The organism is Streptomyces sp. NPDC048650 (genome assembly GCF_043199095.1).
Classification (GTDB): domain Bacteria; phylum Actinomycetota; class Actinomycetes; order Streptomycetales; family Streptomycetaceae; genus Streptomyces.
Window position 1 is genome coordinate 262,402 of record NZ_JBICVM010000010.1, and the last position, 14,312, is coordinate 276,713.

A 14,312-nucleotide genomic window follows, 5' to 3' on the forward strand; every position below is an offset into this window, starting at 1 on the left:
TCGTTACCGGCGCCGTCGGGGACGTGAGAAGCATATGGGATGGGAGGACCGTTCGCCAAAACGGTTTACCGGGAGCCGTGGGAAGGCTTCCTGGTCGGGTGTTCGAAGGCGTCGGGGGAGGGCGTCGGGGACGGGGTGGCGCCGGGCCGGTTCTCGCGGGGGAGGTGGCGGCCGACCTCGGCGCGGGACAGCCCCAGCCCACCGAGGGTGATCTCGTCCCAGGCCTGCAGCCGCTTGGTCGTCCGGTCCAGATAGAGCACCGATGCCTGGACCGGGGCCGGCTTCTTGTTCTGCACGGCGCGAAGCCCGCCGCCGCCCGTGGAGCCCTCGATCATCAACCGCGTGCCCTGGGGGAGCGTGGTGTTCTCGCGGTGGTGGAGGTGCCCGGCCAGGGCCAGTGGGGCCAGGCCGTCGGCCTCGGTGGCGGCGGTGGGGTTGTGGGCCAGCGCGATGTCGACGGGCGTGCCGGCCAGCCGCTCGGTGCGCAGGGCGTCGGCGAGCCGGCCGCCGGCCGTGCGTTCCGCGAGGTCACCGGCCGCCGCCACGGTGCGGTCCGGCGTGAACTGCGGATCTCCGACGCCCGCGATCCGCACCCCGGCCACCCGGGTGACCCTGCCGTCGTCGAGGACGGTGACGTGCTTGCGGCCGGTCAGGTACTTCTGCGTGGTGCGCGAGTCGTGGTTGCCGCGCACCCATACGTACGGGGCGCCGAGGGTGGAGACCGGGTCCAGGAAGTGGTTCTCGGCGGCCGAGCCGTGGTCCATGGTGTCGCCGGTGTCGACGATCACGTTGATCCGGTACTGCTTCACCAGGGAGGCGATGATCCGCCAGCTGCCGGGGTTGAGGTGGATGTCGGAGACGTGCAGGACGCGGAGGGTGGTGGGGTCGGGCTGGTACGCCGGGAGGGTCGAGGTGGCGTCGTAGAGCTTGGTGACGTTGGTGACCAGGCGCGCCAACTCCTTTTGGTACACGTTGAATTCGCTGACGATGCTGCGGGCGCTGCCGACCACCGAAGGGGCGGAGGAGAGCAGGCCGGAGAACTTCGGCTCCAGGACGGACTTGGGGTTCCAGGTGGCGTACGCGCTGCCGGCGCAGGCGGCGAGCAGCGCGAGGGCGAGGCCGCCGGAGGCCAGGGCGCGACGCGGGCGGCGGTGGACGGCCAGGCTCAGTGCGGCGGCGCCGCAGGCCACCGCGACGCAGGAGTGCAGGGCGAGTCCCAGGGCACCACGGGTGACATCGCGGGTGACCTCGGCCTGCAGGCCGGAGAACCGTTCGGGATGGTCGACCAGCGTCCGGGAGCGGACCGGGTCCAGCCGGTCGACGTCGACATCGAGCCGCAGTGGTGCGTAGTGGCTGCGCAGTTCCAGGTCGCCCAGCGGGGCGACGTCGATCCGGGTGCCGCCGGTCAGGGAGGGGCGGAGCGTCATGCTCGTGTCCATCGGGCCCACCGGGGCGCGGGTGGTGCCGAGGGCGAGCAGGCCCAGCCAGGCGCCGAGCAGGGTGACGGCCATCAGGCCGAGGGCCCGGGCGTACCGGTGCGGCGGCTGGGCGACATCGGGCATCAGGGCCGTACGGCGGGGGTCGACGGTGGATGTCCGGGAGCGCGCTGCGCGGGCCATTGGCGCCGTATGCCCCGAAGCGGCGGTCGTTAAGCGGGAGCGGGCGCGCTCCCGTCGAGGGTGGGGCGGGCCGCGCCGGGAGTGTGCCCGTGGGGCGTACGAGTGCGCGGATACGGGGGAGAATGATGGTGTGCTGGAAATGACGCGCGAGGAGTTCGAGGAACTGGTCGCCGAGGCGCTGGACCGGATTCCGCCGGAGCTGACCCGCCTGATGGACAACGTGGCGGTCTTCGTCGAGGACGAGCCCCCGGCCGACGATCCCGAGCTGCTCGGGCTGTACGAAGGGACGCCGCTGACCGACCGCGGAGAGTGGTACGCGGGCGTGCTGCCCGACCGGATCACGATCTACCGGGGGCCGACGCTGCGGATGTGCGCCTCGCGCGAGGACGTGGTCGCCGAGACCGAGGTGACGGTCGTTCATGAGATCGCCCACCACTTCGGGATCGACGACGAGCGGCTGCACGCGCTGGGCTACGGCTGACGGATCGGGTGCCCGCCGCGCGTGTCCTCCAGCGGGCGGCGGGAGTTGGGCAGGGCGTCCGTACCGCCGCCCCTGCGCTCCGGATCCGGAGGTCCCGCCCGTGCGCCCGATCGCGTCAGGTCATTCGTTCCCCGTCCCTCCGGACGAGGTGTCCCCCTCGTCCGGAGCGGCGTCGTCCCCGCCACCGTCCCCCGCCGGCCGTCCGCTGGCCCGTGTCACCGCCGCCGCGGTCACCGTCTCCGCACTGGCCGCGTCGCTCGCCGGCTGCATGAGCGTCAGCGATCCCGAGCCGCCCCGCCCACCGGGCAACGCCGCGCAGCACGGCGACGGCAAGGATGCCGTCCCGCAGCCCGGCGGGCTGACGGTGGACGGGCGCGGCGACGGCCCGGGCCGCAGGGTGCGCGACGGCGCACCGCGGCCCGCGGGCGGCCGCGCCGCCGGAGCCGCGGACCCCTCTGCGGGCGCGACGGCGAAGGCGCCCGCGCGCAAGGTGCCGGCTCAGCCGGTGGAGCCGTCCGGCCCGGTGCCCGGCGAGGCCCGGGGGCACGGCGGGCACACCCGCCCGCCGGGGGACGGGCCCGTGGACCCGGCGCCGGGGCAGCCCGAGGGGCCGTCCGCGCAGCCGTCCGCCCCGCCCCCCGCCGTCCCCTCGGCGGAGCCGACGCAGCCGCCGAGCGGTCCTCCGCAGCCCAGCTCCCAGGCCTCCGGCCAGTCGCCGTCCGCCTCGGTCTCCGAGCCCGGGGCCGGTCGAATGTCCGGGCCGGTGGAGCCGGGGGACTGGCCGGACGCGTAAGGGGCGGCAGGGTCGCGCACGGTGCGCGGAGTGGTGGGGCGGACGAGGGGTGCATTTGCCTTCCGGGGGGAAGGGTGCGTATGGTGGTAGATCGTTTGATCCCATTTGCCCGGCGCCAGAAAAGAAGCGCGCCGCGTGGCGCGTTCTCTCCCTTGCCGTGGCTGACCGCATAGAGGCGGTCGTGTGAAACACACGGAGTTTGGGCGCGTGCCGAGACTCCGGAAGGTTTCGCATTTCGCATGTCAATTTCCACTGAGCAGTCCGTCATGCCCGCAGCCGACGAGCAGACGGCTCCCGAGGTGACCGAGCCGGTCCAGGCCGTCGAGACCGAGGCCGTCGAGGCTGTCGAGGCCGAGGCCGCCGAGCCCACCGTCACCTTCGCCGACCTCGGACTGCCCGAGGGCATCGTCCGCAAGCTGGCCCAGAACGGCGTCACCACCCCCTTCCCGATCCAGGCCGCGACCATCCCGGACGCCCTGGCCGGCAAGGACATCCTCGGCCGCGGCCGCACCGGCTCCGGCAAGACGCTCTCCTTCGGTCTGCCGACCCTGGCCACGCTGGCCGGCGGCAACACCGAGAAGAAGAAGCCCCGCGCGATCATCCTCACCCCGACCCGTGAGCTCGCGATGCAGGTCGCGGACGCGCTCCAGCCGTACGGCGACGTGCTCGGCCTGAAGATGAAGGTCGTCTGCGGCGGTACGTCCATGGGCAACCAGATCTACGCCCTGGAGCGCGGCGTCGACGTCCTCGTCGCCACCCCGGGCCGGCTGCGCGACATCATCAACCGTGGCGCCTGCTCCCTGGAGAACGTCCAGGTCGCGGTTCTCGACGAGGCCGACCAGATGTCCGACCTGGGCTTCCTGCCCGAGGTCACCGAGCTGCTCGACCAGATCCCCGGCGGCGGCCAGCGGATGCTCTTCTCCGCCACCATGGAGAACGAGATCGGCACCCTGGTCAAGCGCTACCTGACCAACCCGGTCACCCACGAGGTCGACAGCGCCCAGGGCAACGTCACGACCATGACCCACCACGTCCTCGTCGTGAAGCCGAAGGACAAGGCGCCGGTCACCGCCGCCATCGCCGCCCGCAAGGGCCGCACCATCATCTTCGTCCGCACCCAGCTGGGCGCCGACCGGATCGCCGAGCAGCTCGTCGAGTCCGGCGTGAAGGCGGACGCGCTGCACGGCGGTATGACGCAGGGCGCCCGTACCCGCGTCCTCGCCGACTTCAAGGACGGCTACGTCAACGCGCTGGTCGCGACCGACGTCGCCGCCCGCGGTATCCACGTCGACGGCATCGACCTGGTCCTGAACGTCGACCCGGCCGGTGACCACAAGGACTACCTGCACCGTTCGGGCCGTACCGCCCGCGCGGGCCAGTCCGGCACGGTCGTCTCGCTGTCGCTGCCGCACCAGCGCCGCCAGATCTTCCGCCTGATGGAGGACGCGGGCGTGGACGCCTCGCGCCACATCGTCGGTGGCGCCGGCGCGTTCGACGACGACGTCGCCCGGATCACCGGCGCGCGCTCGCTCACCGAGGTCCAGGCCGACGGCGCCAACAACTCCGCCAAGCAGGCCGAGCGTGAGGTGGCCGAGGTCACCCGCGAGCTGGAGCGTCTGCAGCGTCGCGCCACCGAGCTGCGCGAGGAGGCTGACCGCCTCACCGCCCGCGCCGCCCGTGAGCGCGGCGAGGACCCGGCCGAGGCGCTCGCCGCCGCTGCCGCCGAGACCGCCGAGGCCGAGGCCGCCGTGCCGGCCCAGGCGACGTCGGACGAGGCGCCGAGCCGCTCGTACGAACGCCGTGACGACCGGGGCAACTTCGACCGCCGTGAGCGTCGGGACGACCGTCCGGCCGGCCGGTCCTCCGACCGTCGTGACGACCGTGGTGGTTTCAACCGCGACCGTCGTGACGACCGCTCCGGTGGCCGGTCCTCCGACCGTCGTGACGACCGTGGTGGTTTCAACCGCGACCGTCGCGACGACCGCTCCGGTGGGCGTTCCTTCGACCGTCGTGACGACCGTGGTGGTTTCAACCGCGACCGTCGTGACGACCGTTCCGGTGGGCGTTCCTTCGACCGTCGTGACGACCGCTCCGGCGGCCGCTCCTTCGAGCGCCGTGACGACCGCTCCGGTGGCGGCCTCCGCGACCGCGGTGACCGTCCCAACCGCTCGTTCAACCGCGACGACCGCACCGGTGGCCGTCCCTCCGGCGGCTACCGCTCCGGTGGCGGCGACCGCCCGTTCAACCGTGACGACCGCTCCGGTGGCCGCCCGTCCGGTGGCGGCTTCCGCTCCGGTGGCGACCGTCCCTACGCCCGTCGTGACGACCACCGTGGCTCCGGCTCCGGCACCGCGACCGGCTCCTTCGGCCGCCGCGACGACAAGCCGCGCTGGAAGCGCAACGGCTGATCACTGATCCGCTCCAGGGCCCGTACCGCACGCAAGTGCCGTACGGGCCCTGTGCGTTGGGCGGCCGCGGCGAGCGGCCGCGACGTATCGCCGACCGGGGTGGCGCGGCGGCGGAGCCGGGCGGCGGCGGAATCCGGGCGCTCGGCCGGGGCCTGATGGCCAATGCCTTCGGGCTGCGGGGCGAGCTCGGGCTATGCTGCTCGGTGCGGGCCATTAGCTCAATTGGCAGAGCAGTGGACTTTTAATCCATTGGTTCAGGGTTCGAGCCCCTGATGGCCCACCGGTTGTGTGCTGGTTCTGACGCCCTGTGGGGCTCTCACCAGCGGCATCGGGCCCCGGCACGCGAAGCGGCCGGGGCCTTTCGCATGCCGTGCGATGCCGGTCCGGCGCGGTGGCCGACGGCGCCTCCCGCTCCCGCGGTTCCGCACACGTCGCTCACCGATGACCGGCCGTTCGAGTGTCTGCGCCCCTCGGTCTGCGGATGCCCCGCTCGCCGGGTTCGTCATGATGTGCCCGTCATCGCGTCTTCTCCCCGCTCGTCGCGCCCGGTGTTCTCGGCCGGGTCACTGCCGTGGCCGGTCGTGACCCGTACGGGCCACGACAAGTCGCCGACCGGCCCGGTACCCGAAACCCTTGGGAGATCGACAGCCTTGGGAAGTGGACAGCCTGGGCAGCGGGAAGAGGCCGGTACGGATGCTTCGAGGCCGTGGGCGCCGTGCGGGCGAACGGGAGCGGGAGGCACGCCGCGCCCGGATGTCCCCGCTGGGCCGCCGGCTGGCCCGCTGGCTCCCCGCCGTCCTGATCGTCGGCGGCCTCGCCTTCGACCTCGGCACGCCCGCCCAGTACACCGCCGCGCCGTTCTTCTCCGCCGCGCCTCTGGTGGCGGCGCCCCTCTACTCCCTGCGCGCCACGGCCGTCACCACCGTCGCCGCGATCGCGGGCGAGTACCTGGTCGTCACGTACCACAGCACGAAGAACTACACCGAGTCCGTCACCGAGTCCCTGACCGTCCTGGTGGTCGCCGTCCTGGCGCTCGGCATCAACCGGGTGGTCCGGCTCAGCGACGCCCGGCTCGACTCCGTCCGCGATGTCTCCGAGGCTGCCCAGCGCGCCCTGCTGCCCACTCCGCCGGCCCGGATCGCCGGGCTCGCGGTCGCGGCGCGCTATGTGGCCGCGCAGGCCAACGCCCGGATCGGCGGCGATCTCTACGCCGTGCAGGACACCCCGCACGGCGTGCGGCTGATCGTCGGCGACGTACGGGGCAAGGGGCTGGAGGCGGTGGAGGCCGCGGTGATCGTCGTCGGTGCCTTCCGGGAGGCCGCCGAGCAGGAGTCGACCCTGGAGGCGGTGGCGGGCCGGCTGGAGCGGGCGCTGCAGCGGGAGGGCGGCCGGCGCGAGGGGCTCGACCAGGTCGAAGGGTTCACCACGGCGGTCCTGGCGGAGATCCCGTCCGGCGCGCACTCCGTGCTGCGCCTCCTCAACCGCGGCCACCCGGCCCCGCTGCTGCTCGCCCCGGACGGCGGCCTGTGCGAGCTGCCCCCCACCTCGCCGGCGCTGCCCCTGGGGATGAGCGAGGTCGCGGGGTGGCCGGACCGGGTGGACGAGACGTTCTTCCCGGCCGGGTCGCTCCTGCTGTTGTTCACCGACGGGGTGACCGAGGCCAGGGACCGGGCCGGCCGTTTCTACGACGCGCCGGCCCAGCTGCGCGGCCGTCACTTTCCCGGTCCGGACGCGCTCCTGGACATCCTGGCCCAGGACGTCGGCCGGCACGCGGGCGGACCGCAGGCGGACGACATGGCCCTGCTGGCCGTGCAGCGACCGCTGGGGGAGTAGCTCAGCGGGCGGCGGCGTCGTCCGTGAGCCAGTGCAGGCTCCGGCCGAGCGGCCCGGTCAGGGCGACCGGGCGCTCGTCGAGGGCGAGGGTGAGCAGGTGGGCGTCCTCGGGGCGCAGCTCCCGGTGGGCCGGGGCGGTGATCCAGGGCAGGGTCGTGTGGTGCTCGTGGGAGATCCAGTGGCCCGAGCCGTTCCGCCCGGCGAGCAGCGACCGTACGAGACGGGCGAACTCCTCGCGGCGGGCGGGCGGAAGCCAGGACAGCGCATCGCTGTGGAAGACGACCAGCGTCGCCTCGGGCGGGGCCTCGGCGGCCAGCGCGGGCAGCTCCGCAAGCGGGTCGCCGCACACGATCCGGGGCCGGGGCGCGGGTCGTACGGCCTCCACGGCGGCCGCGAGCTGAGCGGCGTGGTCCTGTCGCCCGGTGCCGGCGTCACCGTCCCCGGGCCAGTCCAGGGCCTGGAGCCAGCGCAGGTCGTCGCGTTCGGCGACGGGGTCGAGCCGTTCGGGGCCGATGCCCGCGCGCCAGACGACGGCGGGGAGACGGGTGGGGGCGTCCGGGACCGGGCCCGGGCCTTCGGCACTCGTACGGCACACGAACGTCACCGGGCTCTCAGGGGCCCCGCACACGGCGGCGGACTCCCCGCCGGCGATCGCATGCCCCGCGGGTCCCTGGTGCCCGCCGTGCGCCTCGTAGCGGTAGCGGTAGCGGTCGGGATACAGGCACAGTCCCGCCGACGTCCCGACCTCCAGCAGCGCGAGCGGCTGCGGCAGGCGGGCGAGCAGCGGCAGCAGCGGGGCGCAGTGGGCGGGTTCGTCGGCCCGGCCGGTGTGCCGCAGGACGAGCGCCCGGACTTCGTCCCAGTGCCGGACGGTCCACTCGCGCCAGCGCCCGTACGCCACCTCGTCGCGCGGTCCCTGTTCGGCGTGCGGGCCGTCGAGGTGACGGACGGCGGCCAGGAGGAGCTCCGGCCGCTGTTTGTTCCCGGCCGGCAGCGAACCCGACAACAGATCGCAGAATTCCGGGTCGTGGCTGATCCGGGCGGTCAACTCGGCATGGGCGTCCGACCGTCCCCGCGCCCGCTGCCAGGAGAACTCCCGGTACCGATCCGCAACCGTCTGCGCGCTGTTCACGACGTTGACCACGTTGACGACCATGATCCGACGTTACTGCTCTCACCCTCCGTAATCATCGGGCACCCCTCCGCATAACAACTGACGCACAATCACGGCCGGATCGTTTGGGGGTGGTGGGGCAACTCGCCCGGTTTGGGTCGCCGGTGGGTGCATAAGTCCACGCCGAAGCTTGTGTGTGGAGCGCAAGGATTCCCCGGAACGCTTGGAAAATGGATGCGATCTCTATTACTGTCCGATAACGGAGCGCGGTCGTCCCAGCCGTCGCAAGAGACGGCACCGCGCGCCGCCGCCGAATCCCGCAAGCGCACGCCATGCACGTCAGGCATGTCTCCACGGCACGCACCAGTCCCGTACGAACCGAGCACTTCCGCCCGGAACGGCACCAGCAGGCACCGCATGGCGCCGCAGGGCACCGATCCACGGACCGCTCGATCCGCGCGATCGGTGCCACCGCACGACCTGCACGACCCGTATGAACTGCACCGAGGGAACCGGGGAACCACCACCTTGGGGTGAATCGGACGCCTCCCGCCAGAGGCGCCCGTAGGAGACCTTCCTGCTCCGAACCCGTCAGCTAACCCGGTAGGCGCGAAGGAAGGAAAGGAGTGCGCCTCCGTGGCGTCCAACAGTCCTGCCCCCGATGCTTCGTCCGCCGGCCCTGATGACAGGGGCCCGTTCGACGACAGAGGTCCGTTCGACGACAGAGGTCCGTTCGACGGCGGACATCTGGTGGAAGGCGGCGGTCCTTTCGAGGGCGGAAGTCCTTTCGACGGATCTGCCGTCGTCTATCAAGGCGGTGTGCGCGACCGCGAACGGGACGGCGCGCGGGGCGGCGACGGCCCGTGGGAGGAATGGAACCCCACCGAGGAGTCCGTCCGGTCCGTCCGCGGCAGGCACCGGGTGGCCAAGCAGCGTGGCGGCGGACTCGCCCGCAGCAGCACGGTCCTGGGAGTCGGCGTCATCGCGGCGGTCGGCGCGGGCGGCATGGCCACGGCCGAGGGCCGGCCGCCGGTCCCCATCTCGATGCCCGACCTCGGCGGTATGACCGACGACATCGCCGACAAGCTGCCGGACACCCAGTCCCTCCCCGGAGTGGGCGGACTCATATCCGACTCCGACACGGAGTCCGGGGCCGACTCCGACTCGGGTGCCGGCTCCCGCCCGCTCTCCCAGGCGGGCCTCACCCAGGACGAGGCCACCCAGGGCGGCGATGCCGGCGAGGCGCTGCGCCACCGCATCCTCCAGCAGGCCGACGCACAGCAGGGCGCCGCCGAGCAGGAGGCGCGCGACACCGCCGAATCGGCCGCCGTCACGCAGGCAGCCAAGGACGCCACAGCACACCGGGACGCGGCCGAAAAGGCCGAGAAGGCGGCGAAGGTGGAGGCCGAGCGGCAGGCGAAAGAGGCGGCCCGTAAGAAGGCGGAGGCCGAGCGCCTCGCGGAACTCGCCCGGAGCTTCCTCGCCCCGGTGACCTCATACACCCTCACCGCCGGCTTCGGCCAGGCAGGCGACCGCTGGGCCGCGGACCACACCGGTCAGGACTTCGCCACACCGACCGGCACCCCCATCAAGGCGATTCACTCCGGCACCATCACCCAGGCGGGCTGGGCCGGTTCGTACGGCTACCGCATCGTTCTCGCCCTCGACGACGGCACCGAGCTCTGGTTCTGCCATCTGTCGTCCATGGTGAAGACCTCCGGCAAGGTCGGCACCGGAGACGTCATCGGCCGCGTGGGCGCCACCGGCAACGTCACCGGTCCCCACCTCCATCTGGAGGTCCGCCCCGGTGGCGGTGACCCCATCGACCCGATGCCGTGGCTGCGCGATCACGGCATCAAGGTCTGACGGCGGGCACGGAGAAATCTGACGGCGGGCACGGAGAAAAGGGGTGGGGCGGGAATAACTCCCCACCCCTCAACGCTGCAACCACGCATGATCGCGACACGTACACCTCTCGGCTCGCTCTCCGTCTCGCCCCTCTCTCTCGGGGGCAACGTCTTCGGCTGGACGGCCGACGAGGCCGAGTCCTTCGCCGTACTCGACGCCTATGTCGCCGGCGGCGGCAACTTCATCGACACCGCCGACGCCTATTCGGCCTGGGTCCCCGGCAACAGCGGCGGCGAGTCGGAGACCGTCATCGGCAACTGGCTGGCCTCCCGCGGCAATCGCTCCGACGTCGTCATCGCCACCAAGGTCGGTGCCCACCCCGACCTCAAGGGACTGTCCGCCGGCACCATCAAGTCCGCGGTCGACGCGTCCCTCGCCCGCCTGCGCACCGACTACATCGACCTCTACTACACGCACTACGACGACGAGTCGGTCGAGGTCGCCGAAATCCTCACCGCGCTCGACGACCTCGTCCGGGCCGGCAAGGTCCGCGAGATCGCCGCCTCCAACATCTCGGCGAAGCGCCTGGAGGAGTCCCTGACCTTCTCCGCCCGTGAGGGCCTGGCCCGTTACGTCGCCCTCCAGCCCCACTACAACCTGGTCTCCCGCGACACCTACGAGGGTGACCTCGCCGACGTGGCCGCCCGCCACGGCGTCGCCGCGGTTCCGTACTACGGCCTCGCCCGCGGCTTCCTGACCGGCAAGTACCGTCCGGGCACGGTCGTCGAGAGCGCCCGCTCCGAGGGCGCCGCAAAGTACCTGTCCACCGACCGGGGCCTGCGCGTCCTGGAGAGCCTCGACACCGTCGCCGCCGCCCATGGGGCCGAGATCGCCACCATCGCCCTCGCCTGGCTCGCCGCCCGGCCCACGGTCGCCGCGCCGATCACCAGCGCCCGCACCGTCGCCCAGCTCCCGGCCCTGCTGGCGGTCGGGGACATCGAGCTCACCGAGGCCGAGACGACGCTCCTGAACGACGCTTCGGCCTGACACGCTCGGCGCGTATACGGGGCCGGTCAGCGGGCCGGTGACGCCGCCGGCCCGTATACGCGCCGTCCGCGCCGACGGCCCCCTCCGGGTGGACCGGGGCGGCTGCGCTCACCGAGGCGTCCGCGCTGCCGACGCTATCCGCGCCGGTCCACCGCCAGCCACGCCGCCGCGGCGACCCCGCCCGCCACCGCAACGACCGCGGGCCAGGCGCCCACCTTCTTGGCCAGTGGATGCGACCCGGCGAACGCGGCGACGTACAGCCCGCTCAGTGCGGCAGCCGTCGTGCCGCCGGCCTTGCGCCGCCACTCCATCCCCGCCACGACTCCGGCCCCCGCCAGCGCAACCCCACCCAGCGGCCGCTTCTTCGTCCACCGGGCCACGGCATAGCCGCCGACGATGCCACTGGCGGCCACTACTGCGGTCGGAACGCCCGCCATGGGGACAACCTCCGTATCGGGGGACAACTCTGGTGGCGACTTTACGCGCGGGAGTCCCGAGGGGGCGGGGCGGGCCGTCCTGCGTATGGCTGCCGGTGCGGCCGCCGTCACCGCCGCGGCCGCACGGAGGGAGCCGCCGTCGACGCGGGTGCGTGATCGCCGCGCTGCCGACGTCACTCGCGGACGCCGCTCCGTGGCGAGCAGGCCCGGGTGGTCGGCGCACCGATGGTCCCTTGCCCACTCGCGGGCAGCTGCGCGAGCGGCCGGTGTGTCACCGCCACCGCCTCTGCCAACGCCCCCTGGACCCAGGGCTGGAGGTGCCAGAGGTGCAGCAGCAGCTCCTGCTCCCGGGCGCTGAAGTCGGGTGTGGGGCCCGTGAGGTGGGCGCGGCGGCGGTGGAAGGAGAGGGTGGTGGCGAGGGTGGTGTAGGTGGTTACCGCGCGGGCGGCGGTGGGCCCCTGGGTGCGGCGGGCTATGTCGCGGGCCAGGGCGCGGGTGCTGAGGGAGGAGAGGGCGGTGGGTTCGGCGGGGGCGAGCCAGCCGGTGGATATGTAGGGGGCGAGGTAGCTGCGCAGGGAGAGGAGTTCCTGGTGGCGGGACCAGATCGCCAGCCAGGTGAGGGCGATGAAGACGGGGACCATGAAGAGGCCGTAGACCGTGAGGAAGCCCAGGTCGCCGAGGGAGGTGGCGCTGTTCCAGATGGCGTGGAGGAGGACGGCCGTGGCGAGGCCGAGCAGGGCGAGCGCGGCGCGGGCGACGCGGCGGTGGTGGTAGCGGGTGGCGGCCGTCCCGAACGCCAGGCCGGTGAGCATGGTGAAGAGGGGGTGGGCGAAGGGGGAGACGACGACGCGGATGAAGAAGGTGCCGGCGGTGAGGGAGTGCAGGCCGGAGTGGCCCATGGACTGGTCCTCGCCGAAGGCGCTGCCCAGATAGAGGATGTTCTCGGTGAAGGCGAAGCCGGTGGCGCTGAGACCGGCGATCACCAGGCCGTCCGTGATGCCGTCGAAGTCGCGCCGGCGGAAGCGGTAGAGGAGCAGGACGGCGGCGCCCTTGACCGATTCCTCGACCACCGGCGCGATGACCGTGGAGCCCCAGACCTGGGCGTCGGAATCGGAGGCACCGGCGATGTTGGTGGCCAGCCAGTCGGTGGCGAAGCCGTTGGCGAGGATCGCGACCAGGGTCGCGGCGCATGCCCCCCAGGCGAAGGCGAACGCGAGATTGCGCCATGGTTCGGGCTCTATTCGGTCCAGCCAGCAGAACGCCGCGATGAGCGGCGGTACGGGGAAGACGGCCAGACCGAGCCCGACCAGGAACCCCTCGGGGCCGGTCTGGCGGCGGACGATGGCGAGGATGATCACGCCGGAGAGCGCCAGCAGCGAGATCAGGGTGAGGGCGCGGACGGTCTTGCTGTGCCAGGGCGCCGGCCGGCGGCGCGGGTGGGTGTGCCGGGTGACCTGGGTGTACGGGTGCGGCTCGTGGGTGTCCGGGTGCTGACGCGGCGCGTACGCCGGGAGAGGCGGCTGCGGGTGCGGCTGGGACGGGTACACCCATCGACCCTAACGAGCGGGGCGGGGCACCCGGACGAGAGCCGGCAAAGCGCATGAGGAGGGCGTGACAGCGGGGTGGGCAGGGCCGTCGCCCACCGCCGGCCGTCGCGTGGGGGCGCCGGCACGCCACCCACGGCCCGCTTCGCCGGGGCTACCCGAGTCGGCGGAACATCAGGTCGTGGACGACGTGCCCCTTGTCCAGACCCTGTCCCTCGAACTTGGTGAGCGGACGGAAGTCCGGCCGGGGCGCGTACGAGGGGTGGAGGTTCTCCAGCGTCGGTGCGGCGGAGAGGACCTCCAGCATCTGCTCGGCGTACGGCTCCCAGTCGGTGGCGCAGTGCACCAGCGCGCCGGGAGCGAGCCGGGTGGAGGCCAGGGAGACGAACTCCGGCTGGATCAGACGGCGCTTGTGGTGGCGCTTCTTCGGCCAGGGGTCGGGGAAGAAGACGCGCAGGCCGGCGAGCGAGCCGGGGGCGAGCATCTCGCGGAGCAGGATGATCGCGTCGCCGTTCGCCACCCGGATGTTGGACAGGCCGTTCCGCTCCGCGAGAGCGAGCAGATTGCCCTGGCCGGGAGTGTGCACATCACAGCCGAGGATGCCGGTGTCCGGGTCGGCGGCGGCCATCTGCGCCGTGGCCTCGCCCATGCCGAAGCCGATCTCCAGGACGACCGGGCGGCCGTCGAAGAACTCGTCCAGATCGATCCGGGCGAGCCCGTCGATGTCCCGGCCCCACTTGGGCCACAGGCGGCGCAGGGCATCGGCCTGGGAGGGCGAGACCCGGCTGCGGCGGGGCTGGAAGGAGCGGATCCGGCGTTCGTGATGCGAGCCCGCGGGGTCGGCGGCGGGGCCGGTTCCGTCGGGGAACATCGGCTCGCCGCGGCGCGGCATGGCCGCCGATGCGGCGGTGGCCCCCAGGCGGGTGTCCTCCTGGGCGACGGGGGGCTGCGGGGCGGGGGCCGTGGTCGCAGGGGCTTGCGCGCGGGCTTCCGGGCCGTCGGCCGCGGGGGCATCGGCCCGGGCGACGTCGGTTTCGGGGGTGGCGGGATTCTCGGACACAGTGTGTTGATTCTACGGATGGCGGCGGCGGGGAGACGCCGACGGTTGCGAGGGGAGGCGCCTACGACGGGCAGGGAAGCCGGGAAGAGTGGGGAAGCGCCAGGTCGCCGGCCCGTCGGCCGTCTCCT

The 14,312-nt window shown here is 73.0% G+C and carries 11 protein-coding genes, 1 tRNA gene and 1 riboswitch; of the genes, 7 read left to right on the forward strand and 5 right to left on the reverse strand.

Annotation, left to right across the window (positions count from 1 at the left end):
- Nucleotides 1-65: 65 nt before the first annotated feature.
- Nucleotides 66-1,619, reverse strand: a complete 1,554-nt coding sequence (locus tag ACGFML_RS27190) for a metallophosphoesterase (RefSeq protein WP_393547955.1) — start codon at nt 1,617-1,619, stop codon at nt 66-68.
- Between the two features lie 130 nt (nt 1,620-1,749).
- Here ACGFML_RS27190 and ACGFML_RS27195 point away from each other — a divergent pair, with 130 nt between their 5' ends.
- The 5 genes from ACGFML_RS27195 (at nt 1,750) to ACGFML_RS27215 (ending at nt 7,134) form a co-directional block, all read left to right on the forward strand.
- Nucleotides 1,750-2,100 carry a metallopeptidase family protein gene (locus ACGFML_RS27195; protein ID WP_362711845.1) on the forward strand — a complete coding sequence of 117 codons (351 nt, stop codon included), beginning with the start codon at nt 1,750-1,752 and terminating at the stop codon, nt 2,098-2,100.
- 100 nt (nt 2,101-2,200) lie between these two features.
- Entirely contained in the window at nt 2,201-2,893 is a 693-nt protein-coding gene (locus ACGFML_RS27200; protein ID WP_393547957.1) for a hypothetical protein, read from the forward strand.
- A 239-nt stretch (nt 2,894-3,132) separates the two neighbouring features.
- Complete coding sequence (locus tag ACGFML_RS27205) at nt 3,133-5,301, forward strand: DEAD/DEAH box helicase (protein ID WP_393547959.1); 2,169 nt, start codon at nt 3,133-3,135, stop codon at nt 5,299-5,301.
- A 207-nt stretch (nt 5,302-5,508) separates the two neighbouring features.
- Nucleotides 5,509-5,581, forward strand: a tRNA-Lys gene (locus ACGFML_RS27210).
- A gap of 413 nt (nt 5,582-5,994) precedes the next feature.
- Complete coding sequence (locus tag ACGFML_RS27215) at nt 5,995-7,134, forward strand: PP2C family protein-serine/threonine phosphatase (protein ID WP_393547961.1); 1,140 nt, start codon at nt 5,995-5,997, stop codon at nt 7,132-7,134.
- Nucleotide 7,135: 1 nt separating this feature from the next.
- On the opposite strand, the gene ACGFML_RS27220 is transcribed toward ACGFML_RS27215, so the two are convergent.
- Complete coding sequence (locus tag ACGFML_RS27220) at nt 7,136-8,290, reverse strand: DUF2332 family protein (protein ID WP_393547963.1); 1,155 nt, start codon at nt 8,288-8,290, stop codon at nt 7,136-7,138.
- 449 nt (nt 8,291-8,739) lie between these two features.
- Nucleotides 8,740-8,872, forward strand: a riboswitch (cyclic di-AMP (ydaO/yuaA leader).
- A 12-nt stretch (nt 8,873-8,884) separates the two neighbouring features.
- Between ACGFML_RS27220 and ACGFML_RS27225 the strand changes: the two genes are divergently transcribed.
- Together ACGFML_RS27225 and ACGFML_RS27230 are read left to right on the forward strand one after the other, a co-directional pair.
- Entirely contained in the window at nt 8,885-10,114 is a 1,230-nt protein-coding gene (locus ACGFML_RS27225) for a M23 family metallopeptidase (protein ID WP_393547965.1), read from the forward strand.
- An 87-nt stretch (nt 10,115-10,201) separates the two neighbouring features.
- The gene (locus ACGFML_RS27230; RefSeq protein WP_393547967.1) at nt 10,202-11,143 is read left to right on the forward strand and encodes an aldo/keto reductase; all 942 of its coding nucleotides are present in this window, start codon (nt 10,202-10,204) and stop codon (nt 11,141-11,143) included.
- Between the two features lie 134 nt (nt 11,144-11,277).
- Here ACGFML_RS27230 and ACGFML_RS27235 read toward each other — a convergent pair whose 3' ends face one another.
- From ACGFML_RS27235 to trmB, 3 genes are all read right to left on the reverse strand, one after another.
- Complete coding sequence (locus tag ACGFML_RS27235; RefSeq protein ID WP_393547969.1) at nt 11,278-11,580, reverse strand: hypothetical protein; 303 nt, start codon at nt 11,578-11,580, stop codon at nt 11,278-11,280.
- Between the two features lie 173 nt (nt 11,581-11,753).
- On the reverse strand, nt 11,754-13,127 hold the full coding sequence (locus ACGFML_RS27240) for a PrsW family glutamic-type intramembrane protease (protein WP_393547971.1): 1,374 nt from the start codon (nt 13,125-13,127) through the stop codon (nt 11,754-11,756).
- 151 nt (nt 13,128-13,278) lie between these two features.
- Complete coding sequence (trmB, locus tag ACGFML_RS27245; RefSeq protein WP_393547973.1) at nt 13,279-14,184, reverse strand: tRNA (guanosine(46)-N7)-methyltransferase TrmB; 906 nt, start codon at nt 14,182-14,184, stop codon at nt 13,279-13,281.
- Nucleotides 14,185-14,312: the final 128 nt, after the last annotated feature.

Bases quoted from the DNA above. Each gene is read 5' to 3' on its own strand.
- ACGFML_RS27230 (WP_393547967.1), top strand. From the start codon at position 10,202: ATGATCGCGACACGTACACCTCTCGGCTCGCTCTCCGTCTCGCCCCTC.
- ACGFML_RS27235 (WP_393547969.1), bottom strand. From the start codon at position 11,580: ATGGCGGGCGTTCCGACCGCAGTAGTGGCCGCCAGTGGCATCGTCGGC.
- ACGFML_RS27205 (WP_393547959.1), top strand. From the start codon at position 3,133: ATGTCAATTTCCACTGAGCAGTCCGTCATGCCCGCAGCCGACGAGCAG.
- ACGFML_RS27190 (WP_393547955.1), bottom strand. From the start codon at position 1,619: ATGGCCCGCGCAGCGCGCTCCCGGACATCCACCGTCGACCCCCGCCGT.
- ACGFML_RS27220 (WP_393547963.1), bottom strand. From the start codon at position 8,290: ATGGTCGTCAACGTGGTCAACGTCGTGAACAGCGCGCAGACGGTTGCG.
- ACGFML_RS27215 (WP_393547961.1), top strand. From the start codon at position 5,995: ATGCTTCGAGGCCGTGGGCGCCGTGCGGGCGAACGGGAGCGGGAGGCA.